This window comes from Pedobacter sp. 01T416_2, from assembly GCF_056398925.1.
In genome coordinates this window covers 1-8,154 of record NZ_JBFTQI010000204.1, presented here as the reverse complement: position 1 = coordinate 8,154, position 8,154 = coordinate 1, and the positions used below count along the sequence as shown (strand labels likewise).

7 protein-coding genes and 1 pseudogene are annotated in these 8,154 nt (G+C 40.0%); 5 read left to right on the top strand and 3 right to left on the bottom strand.

What is annotated here, in order from left to right; all coding sequences use genetic code 11:
• From AC1DPQ_RS10825 to AC1DPQ_RS10805, 5 genes are all read left to right on the top strand, one after another.
• On the top strand, positions 1-1,930 hold a 1,930-nt coding region (locus AC1DPQ_RS10825), incomplete at its 5' end, for a vitamin B12 dependent-methionine synthase activation domain-containing protein (RefSeq protein WP_477609222.1).
• A gap of 145 nt (positions 1,931-2,075) precedes the next feature.
• Complete coding sequence (gene metF / locus AC1DPQ_RS10820) at positions 2,076-3,029, top strand: methylenetetrahydrofolate reductase [NAD(P)H] (RefSeq protein WP_108197393.1); 954 nt, start codon at positions 2,076-2,078, stop codon at positions 3,027-3,029.
• A 123-nt stretch (positions 3,030-3,152) separates the two neighbouring features.
• Positions 3,153-4,544 carry a pyridoxal phosphate-dependent decarboxylase family protein gene (locus AC1DPQ_RS10815; protein WP_477578717.1) on the top strand — a complete coding sequence of 464 codons (1,392 nt, stop codon included), beginning with the start codon at positions 3,153-3,155 and terminating at the stop codon, positions 4,542-4,544.
• A gap of 45 nt (positions 4,545-4,589) precedes the next feature.
• Positions 4,590-4,892 carry a hypothetical protein gene (locus tag AC1DPQ_RS10810; protein WP_477578715.1) on the top strand — a complete coding sequence of 101 codons (303 nt, stop codon included), beginning with the start codon at positions 4,590-4,592 and terminating at the stop codon, positions 4,890-4,892.
• Between the two features lie 75 nt (positions 4,893-4,967).
• A complete protein-coding gene (locus tag AC1DPQ_RS10805; protein WP_477578714.1) occupies positions 4,968-5,381 on the top strand; it encodes a tail fiber domain-containing protein in 414 nt (137 codons plus the stop codon).
• Between the two features lie 229 nt (positions 5,382-5,610).
• On the opposite strand, the pseudogene thrC reads toward AC1DPQ_RS10805, so the two are convergent.
• The 3 genes and pseudogenes from thrC to AC1DPQ_RS10790 form a co-directional block, all read right to left on the bottom strand.
• Positions 5,611-6,915 (bottom strand): annotated as a pseudogene (thrC, locus tag AC1DPQ_RS10800) (threonine synthase); the annotation flags it as partial.
• Between the two features lie 91 nt (positions 6,916-7,006).
• Positions 7,007-7,942, bottom strand: coding sequence for a homoserine kinase (locus AC1DPQ_RS10795; RefSeq protein WP_477578710.1), 936 nt, complete (start codon positions 7,940-7,942; stop codon positions 7,007-7,009).
• 15 nt (positions 7,943-7,957) lie between these two features.
• On the bottom strand, positions 7,958-8,154 hold a 197-nt coding region (locus AC1DPQ_RS10790), incomplete at its 5' end, for a hypothetical protein (RefSeq protein ID WP_477609220.1).

The following is an 8,154-nucleotide window of genomic DNA, read 5'->3' as shown; positions in this document are numbered from 1 at the left end:
CGTAAATGCAGGGATGCTAGAAGTTTATCAGGAAATTCCACCCGAATTGTTAGAAAGGGTGGAGGATGTACTCTTAAACCGAAGAGACGATGCTACAGAGCGTTTGGTAGAATATGCCGATACCGTAAAATCGAAAGGTAAAGAGGTAGTTAAAGATGAAGAGTGGAGAAAAGGTTCTGTTGAAGAGCGATTATCTCATTCTTTAGTAAAGGGAATTGTAGAATACCTGGATGATGATGTGGAAGAAGCCAGACAAAAATATGCCCGCCCGATTCAGGTAATCGAAGGACCGTTGATGGATGGGATGAACATTGTGGGTGATTTATTCGGTGCCGGAAAAATGTTCTTGCCACAAGTGGTAAAATCGGCAAGGGTAATGAAAAAAGCCGTAGCCTATTTATTGCCATTTATCGAACAGGAAAAGCTGGATAATCCCGATCAGGATCAAAGTTCATCTGCAGGAAGAGTTTTAATGGCCACCGTAAAAGGCGATGTGCATGATATTGGAAAAAATATTGTGGGTGTAGTATTGGCTTGTAATAACTTCGAAATTGTTGACATGGGCGTGATGGTTCCTGCGCAGGAAATCATCAAAAAAGCCAAAGAAATAAAAGCCGATATTATTGGTTTAAGTGGATTGATTACACCATCATTGGATGAAATGGTTCACTTTGCCAAAGAAATGGAGCGCGAAGGTTTTACCATTCCCTTAATTATCGGTGGGGCCACTACTTCAAGAATCCATGCTGCTGTAAAAGTAGCGCCAAATTATTCAGGACCTGCTATCCACGTATTGGATGCTTCCAGAAGTGTTACCGTTTGCAGCACCTTGATGAATCCTGAAACAAAAGACGATTATGTGGCAGGTATCAGGGCCGAATATGATAAAGCACGCGAAGCGCATTTAAATAAGCGATCGGATAAACGTTTTAAAACCTTAGAAGAGGCACGTGCAAATAAATTTAAGATTGATTTTCAGCCCAACCTACCCGTTCCGGAATTTACAGGCACAAGGGTTTTCGATAACTATCCCTTAGAAGAACTGGTTCCCTATATCGATTGGACGCCGTTTTTCCATACCTGGGAGCTCCGTGGCAGTTATCCGAAAATTTTCGATGATAAAAATGTAGGGGATGAGGCAAAGAAACTTTTTGATGATGCACAAACTTTATTRAAACGCATCCTCGACGAAAAACTGTTAACAGCAAGAGCCGTAATCGGTTTCTGGCCAGCTAATGCGGTTGGAGACGATATTCAGTTGACAGTTGCCAGTGATCAGCTGTCAAATGACTCAGAACTGAAAACTGAGAACTCCAAACTGGTAACTATCCATACCCTCCGCCAGCAGGCCGAAAAAGTAGATGGGCAGCCTTATTATGCTTTATCTGATTTCATTGCACCGAAAGAAAGTGGTATTCAGGATTATTTTGGTGGTTTTGCCGTAACCGCAGGTATCGGGATTGATGACCTGGTAAATGAGTTCGAATCGAATTACGATGATTACAATAGTATCATGGCTAAAGCATTGGCCGATCGTTTAGCTGAAGCTTTCGCAGAACGCTTGCACGAACGTGTACGTAAAGAATACTGGGGTTATGCACAAGATGAAAATCTGAGCAATCAGGAATTGATTAAAGAAGAATACGCAGGTATCCGTCCCGCGCCAGGTTATCCTGCCTGTCCGGAACACACCGAAAAAGGAACTTTATTCCAATTGCTTGATGCGGAGAATAAAATAGGGTTACACTTAACCGAAAGTTATGCCATGTATCCAACAGCAGCGGTAAGTGGGTTTTATTTCGCGCATCCCGATTCAAGGTATTTTGGATTAGGAAAAATTACCAAAGATCAGATTGAAGATTACGCCATCAGAAAGAATATGCCGGTTGAAGAAGTGGAGCGGTGGTTAAGTCCAAATTTAGCTTATTAATATTTTCGATTTGTCGTCCTGAGTGAATAGAAGGATCTCAAACCGAAGAACATATAATTTTGATGTTTGCAGTCATCAGAAATAAGAACTGCTACAATGTTAGAGATGCTTCGTTAGCACTCAGCATGACACCCAAAAATAGGTTATGAAGATTACAGACCATATAAAAAACGCAAAGGGTAAAACCTTGTTCTCTTTTGAATTATTGCCGCCTATTAAAGGGCAAAGTATACAATGGATTTATGATGCGATAGAGCCATTATTAGAGTTTAATCCTCCTTTTATTGATGTAACTTCGCTCCGCGAGGATTACATTTATAAAGAACAGGCGAATGGTTTGCTACAAAAGGTATCTTATCGTAAGCGTCCCGGAACCATTGCCATTTGTGCGGCCATTATCCATAAATATAAAGTAGATGCCGTTCCGCATCTCATTTGCGGTGGATTTACCAAAGAAGAAACCGAAAATGCATTGATCGATTTACAGTTCTTGGGTATTGATAACGTTTTGGCTTTGCGTGGCGATGCCCGTAAGGCAGATGGGAATTTCGTGCCAACTCCCGGCGGACACTGTTATGCTACAGATTTGATCGAGCACATCAAGAACCATAACGAAGGTAAATTTTTGCACGAAGATGTAGAAACCTTTAAAAGTGATTTCTGTATCGGCGTGGCTGGCTATCCGGAAAAACATTTCGAAGCGCCTAACATGAGTACCGATTTCAAATACCTGAAAAAGAAGGTTGAAGCAGGAGCAGAGTTTATTGTTACGCAGATGTTTTTCGATAACCAGAAGTATTTCGATTTTGTAAAAAAATGCAGGGAAAACGATATCAATATTCCAATTATACCAGGCTTGAAGCCTATAAGTACCTTGTCTCAGTTAAATGTGCTGCCTAAAATATTTCACATCGATTTGCCTGATGAGTTAACGGATGCGCTATCGCACGCTAAAAATAATAATGAGGCAAAAGAAATTGGTACTGAAGCCATGATTAAACAATGTAAAGAATTGATTGATTTTGGTGCCCCGGTGTTACACTTTTACACCATGGGCCGCCCAGAGCAAACCAAAAAGATTGCTAAGGCTATTTTTTAGTCTAAAAAGCGTCGTCATTGCGAGGCACGAAGCAATCCTACAACGATCGCTAATTAACCTAGCGCTTTAAGATTGCTTCGTGCCTCGCAATGACGTATTTTTTTTGTTACTTAAATTATCATCATGAATAATCTAAATATCGACCAACAAAACCTCGATGCCATACTGACAGAAGTTAAACAACAGGGAATAGATTATTTAAACCAAATTCATGAACGGCCTACAACCAGTTCTGCTGAAGTAGAGATTGTCTGGGATTTATGCGAGCAAGGTTTTGGTACACTTGAAGCCTTAAAACAATTTAATCAACGCTTCGAGCCTATTATGGTGGCCTCATCTGGGCCAAGATACTGGGGCTTTGTAACCGGTGGAACAACTCCTGCTGCCATTGCTGGCGATTGGCTGTCGACTATCTACGATCAAAACACACAAAGCGCAAAAGGTAACGGCGACGTTTCGGCTATCATCGAACTCGAAACCATCCAGTTATTACTTTCGTTGTTTAACCTGCCCAAGGATTTTTTCGGTGGTTTTGTAACCGGAGCAACCTTATCTAATTTTACCTGCCTAGCTGTTGCAAGGCAATGGATTGGCAAACAATTTGGAAAAGATTTTGCCAGAGAAGGTATATCAGGTAAGGTAAATGTATTGTCGGCTACACCGCACTCATCAGCCATAAAATCCTTATCGATGCTTGGCTTGGGTAGTGGCAATTTTATTCAGGTAAACGTAATGCAGGGCAACCGCGAAGCGCTAGATGTTGCCGACCTTGAACTAAAAATACAAGCCTTAAATGGCGAACCTTTCATTTTAATCTCAAGTGCCGGAACAGTAAATACGGTTGATTTTGATGATTTTGAAGCCATTAATGCCTTAAAAGAAAAATATAATTTCTGGTGGCATATCGATGCAGCCTTTGGCGGCTTTGCCGCTTGTTCGCCTAAATATAATCATTTTGTTAAAGGATGGGAGCATGCCGACAGTATTACGGTTGATTGCCACAAATGGCTAAATGTACCCTATGAAAACGCAGTATTTTTCGTGAAAGAAAAACACCAATTGTTACAGGTAGAAACCTTTCAGAATTCTAATGCAGCTTATTTGGGCAATCCGATGGAAAATTTCAGTTACTTAAATTTTTTGCCAGAAAATTCCCGCCGTTTAAAGACCTTACCTGCATGGTTTACCTTAACAAGCTATGGAAAACAAGGTTATCAGGAAATTGTAGAAACTAATGTTGAGGTGGCCTTACAGTTTGCCTGTTTTATTAATGAAAATCCAAACTTCGAGTTATTGGCACCCGTACGTCTAAATACCGTTTGTTTTTCGTTGACAGATGAAAGTTTAGTTGCAACATTCCTGAATAAGTTAAACGCGGGCGGAAAAGTTTTTATGACCCCTACATTTTATAACGGGAAGAAAGGAATACGTGCTGCTTTTGTAAACTGGCGGACCTCAGCCGCTGATGTTGAGTTGGCTACTACAGCTATGCTTGAAATTCTTACAGAACTTTAACCTTAAAATTATTGTTTTAATGCTGTAGCGTTTATCTTTGCACTAATGAAATTAGATGGCCTTAAATATGTACTTATTGCCTGCATTGCGATAGCTTTTTTCTTAAAAGTAAGTGATGCGGTTTCGTATTTAAACTATTCTACCAATAATGTTGAAGTTTTATCTACAAACGATGACGCAACAGAGAAAGAAGAAAAGAAAGTAGAAACTGAATATGCGGTGCAGCAAATCGCGTTTCATGGAGCGTTATATTTCCCACTTCAAACTTCAAAAAAGGTGCTTATTCCTGATTATTGTCTTCAATTGGCCTACTTCCCTGAGGTTTTAACGCCGCCACCTTCTGTATAAGCATATTCTTTAATGTTTAAACCGTTTCGCAAAAACGGAACCAATTCTCTATTTTAAAAATTACAAATAATATATATGAAACGAGCAATTTCATTTGCAGTGCTGTTAGTCGCTGCCGCTTTAAAAATCAGTGCACAAGAAGTTGTGCAGAACAATGTTAAACCAGTAGAAAATGCCCTAAATCAGGTTACTAAGTTGCAGCCTGTAAGTTTTAGTTATGATAAAGCCTGGGCCGAAAAACTGAAGTTATCTGCTAAACCACAGTATGGTTTTGTAGGAGCTGACGCTAAAATAGCTTTTCCTGAAATTGTTTCTGTACAGGCAAAAAGTTATGCATCAGGCAAAAATGCTTTTAAAAATGCTACTATTACCAAGGTAGATTATGAGAGTTTAGTCCCGCTTTTGGTCGCCAGTATAAAGGAACAACAGCAGCAGATTGAAGCACTACAGCGCGAGCTGAAAACACTAAAATCGCAAAACACTAAGTAAAAATGAATCCCGATGAAAGTCGGGATTTTTTTATTCTCTGTTTACTTTGTATTTCGGTATTTACTGTTCGATGTGCTTAAAAAGGAATGCATAGAGAAGTATGAAATAGGAACATTGTTTTATAGATACGTCATTCCCGCGCAGGCGGGAATCTTAATGCCTGTTACTTGCATTAGGATTCCCAATCAAGTTGACAATGATCAGACTTCGAAATAACAATGTATACTTATTATCCTTTAAGCAAATAACTTTTAAATCCTTCAAAATCCACATCTAACTGATCTGCATGTTTTGGTTTACTTTCCAAAGCTTTTACCTGTTCAGGGATTTCGATTTTAGCTGCAATATCTGCAGGGAAAATATCAGGGAACTTACAAGCGTGTGCCGTAGATAAGAAAACTGCGGCACTTTGGTCTGCAGGATTTTCGTTCCTGTATTTTTCAACTGCTAAATAGGCAATCGCGGTATGCGGACAAGCTACATAGTTTAACTTGCTGTCAATTTCTTTGATCCCTTCCAATGTTTCATCATCAGTAAAACGATAAGAGGTAACCACCTTTTTGATGGCTTCTACATCCTGATTAAAAAGATCCATAATGCGTACCCAATTGCTTGGTGCCCCTACATCCATCGCGTTCGAGTAGGTTTGTGTAGATGGTTTCGCTTCATATACGCCACTCTCTAAAAAGCGCGGAACGGTATCGTTAACATTAGTAGCAGCGATAAACTGCTTAACGGGTAATCCTAATTTATAGGCCAGTAAACCTGCGCCAATATTTCCGAAATTTCCACTTGGTACTGAAAACACCACGTCTTTAAAACCTTGCTTTTTCAGCTGGGCGTAAGTATTGAAATAATAAAATGTTTGCGGAATTAATCGCGAAATATTAATCGAATTGGCAGAAGTCAATCTAAATTTCGCATTCAACTCATCATCTGCAAAAGCTTGTTTAACCAAAGCCTGGCAGTCATCAAAAGTACCTTTAACTTCAACAGCTCTGATGTTTTCGCCGTTGGTGGTTAACTGCAGTTCCTGTATCGGGCTCACTTTCCCCTCAGGGTAAAGAATAGTTACTCTGGTGTTCGGCACACCCAAGAAACCCAAAGCTACTGCGCCACCGGTATCGCCAGAAGTAGCAACCAGAACATCTAAAAGTTGTTCGCCGTCTTTTAAGAAGTAAGCCATCACACGACTCATAAAACGGGCGCCAAAATCTTTAAAGGCCAAAGATGGACCGTGGAACAATTCGAGCACAAAGGTTTTGTTATCTAATTTAACAGCCGGTGCTTCAAAATTAATAGCATCATCAATTAAAGCTTTTAAATCATCTGAAGGGATCTCATCTTTTAATAAAGTTGAAGCTACCTTGTAAGCAATTTCAGGCAGAGAATATTTTTCTATATTCTGGATGAATTCGGGGTCAAGCTGTGGGATTTCAACAGGCATATATAAGCCTTTATCCTGCGGCATGCTGTTAAAAACGGCTTCTTTGAAAGAAACACGTAAGTTTTTATTGTTGGTTGAGTATAGTTTCRTTTTTAATGAGGTTGGAGGGTTGAAAGGTTGAAGGTTGGAAGGTTTTGGATGCTTAGCCCTCCACCTTTAAAACCTCTACCTTCCAGCCTTAAGAAATTACTCTCGGTCCTTCCGCGTTAACCGGAGATACGAAAGCTTTGCTGTTAATATTTATTTTATGCAAATGTTGCTGTTGCGATTTTGTTATTTTTCTGGCTGTTTCTTCATCTTGAGTTAATGCGAAAACAGAAGGGCCTGAGCCTGAAATTCCGAAGCCGATTGCGCCGTTCTCCATCGCCAGTTTTCTCATTTCTTCAAAACCAGGTATCAAGATCGAACGTGTTGGTTCTACCAGAACGTCTTTCATGCTCCTTCCAATTAAATCAAAATCATTCATGAACAATCCACTCACTAAACCTGCAACATTTCCCCACTGGGTAACCGCATCTTTTAATGCTACTTTACTGCGGATCATTTGGCGTGCATCTTTGGTCGGTACATCTACCTCTGGATAAACAATTGCCGCATACATGCCGGCAGGCGTAGGTAAAGAAATTACATCAAGCGGTTCGTAACTTCTCACCAGTACAAAACCACCCAACAATGCAGGGGCAACGTTATCGGCATGGCCATAGCCACAGGCAAGTTCTTCGCCTTTCATGGCAAAAGGAACCAGCTCTTTAGTGGTTAATAAGTCGCCCATTAATTTGTTAATGGCAAATAAACCAGCTACTGTACTGGCCGAGCTTGAGCCCAATCCACTGCCAATAGGCATTTTCTTGTGCAGTTCAATTTCTACACCAACATCTAAACGGTTTATATGCTTTAAATAATGTTGAACACTGGCACTTACGGTATTTTTCGCTGCATCTAAAGGCAAACGGCCATCATCACCAGTAATTCTTTTGATCACCACACCAGGTGTATCGGTAAATCGCATTTCAACTTCATCACCAGGTTCGTTTACAGCGAAACCCAGTACATCGAAACCACAAACTACGTTTGCAACGGTTGCCGGAGCGAAAACTTTTATACTATTTTTCATTATTAATTGGCTTAGCTATTTGTTAAGCGTTATTTGGTTTAAATGATATTTCAAATGCACTAAGTAATCATCGATAAAAAAAGAAAGGGTGTGCATTTCTATTTTCCCATTTCCTGTGTCGCAGGTATTTTGAAGCTTTTCCTCTGGAATATTTTCAATTACCCGGCTAATCTGATAGTTTAATAACTTCCAAAGCATTATAACTTCCGCAA

Coding starts and splice junctions, on each gene's coding strand:
- AC1DPQ_RS10815 (WP_477578717.1), top strand. CDS start 3,153: ATGAATAATCTAAATATCGACCAACAAAACCTCGATGCCATACTGACA.
- AC1DPQ_RS10805 (WP_477578714.1), top strand. CDS start 4,968: ATGAAACGAGCAATTTCATTTGCAGTGCTGTTAGTCGCTGCCGCTTTA.
- AC1DPQ_RS10795 (WP_477578710.1), bottom strand. CDS start 7,942: ATGAAAAATAGTATAAAAGTTTTCGCTCCGGCAACCGTTGCAAACGTA.
- AC1DPQ_RS10810 (WP_477578715.1), top strand. CDS start 4,590: ATGAAATTAGATGGCCTTAAATATGTACTTATTGCCTGCATTGCGATA.
- metF (WP_108197393.1), top strand. CDS start 2,076: ATGAAGATTACAGACCATATAAAAAACGCAAAGGGTAAAACCTTGTTC.